This is a genomic window from Aeromonas fluvialis, assembly GCF_000819885.1.
GTDB lineage: Bacteria > Pseudomonadota > Gammaproteobacteria > Enterobacterales > Aeromonadaceae > Aeromonas > Aeromonas fluvialis.
Genome location: NZ_CDBO01000062.1, coordinates 1,275 through 2,410, shown reverse-complemented (window position 1 = coordinate 2,410; position 1,136 = coordinate 1,275). Strand labels below are relative to the sequence as shown.

At 49.4% G+C, this 1,136-nt stretch carries 1 protein-coding gene; it reads left to right on the top strand.

The features are described 5' to 3' along the window. Positions 1 to 271: 271 nt before the first annotated feature. A partial coding sequence (locus BN1125_RS19380; protein WP_208854240.1) for a tetratricopeptide repeat protein occupies positions 272 to 1,136 on the top strand: 865 nt, incomplete at its 3' end.

Genomic DNA, 1,136 nt, shown 5'->3' with positions numbered 1-1,136 from the left:
CTCCCGGTGAACGGTTACAATCGTGAACCCTCCTCAAAATCATGCCAACTCAGTGCACCATGTATCATTGATTAAAAAAATCGAGAATTATTTGGGAGAGGCTTATTTTTTTTGGCTTTGCTTTGGATGTTTTTGGTTATAATTTTTGCAATTAGCTCGCATAATTATAGTAACTATGTGGATTTGATTTTCATTGTTATGTTTGTTTTTGGATGTATAGCTCTATATAGGGCTACCATTAGAGTTCATCAAGATGTTAATGAAAAAGCCAATGATCAATAAAGGTGAACCGGCGCCGGTTTTAGCGCAAGTAATCAATAACTTCGGGATTGACATTGCCAATCAACCGGGTCGTTTAAAGGCGCTATTCGCTGATTTATGCAATGAAAGCGGCCATAAGCGTCAGGTTAGGATTTTACTCTTATTGGCCGAAGAGGGGCTAGTCAAAAAATTAGTCGCAACGTCGAGTCTTTCTGAACGCCACATTTTGCGCGCTCAGTTAGGTGCATCGCTGCATGAGGATTATGGTTTTGACGAGCAATTAGCTAATTGGGGGGTTGACGCATGGTTAGCAGCATTATGGCCACAGGCGGCAATGAATGTTGTAATAGAGCCAGATAATAATGCTGCCATTTTTTTATCGATTGAGAAACAAGCATTACAGGGCAATGCCGCTGCCCAGTTATTATTCGGAGAGATGTACGCTAACGGCCAGGGGGTGGCTCAGGACGATAGCCAAGCGGTGCACTGGTATCGCCAGGCCGCCGAACAGGGAAATGCTGATGCCCAGTTTAACCTTGGGTTGAGCTATACCGTTGGCCGCGGGGTGGCGCAGGACGATGGTCAAGCGGCGCACTGGTATCGCCAGGCCGCCGAGCAGGGCCATACCGCTGCCCAGAGAAACCTCGGGTTGAGCCATACCAATGGCCGCGGGGTGGCGCAGGACGATGGTCAAGCGGTGTACTGGTATCGCAAGGCCGCCGAGAAAGGAAATGCCGCTGCCCAGTACAGCCTTGGGTTCATGTATGCCAAAGGCCGCGGGGTGGCTCAGGACGATAGCCAAGCGATGCGCTGGTATCGCCAGGCTGCCGAGCAGGGCCATGCCGCTGCCCAGTACAACCTTGGGTTCATGTATG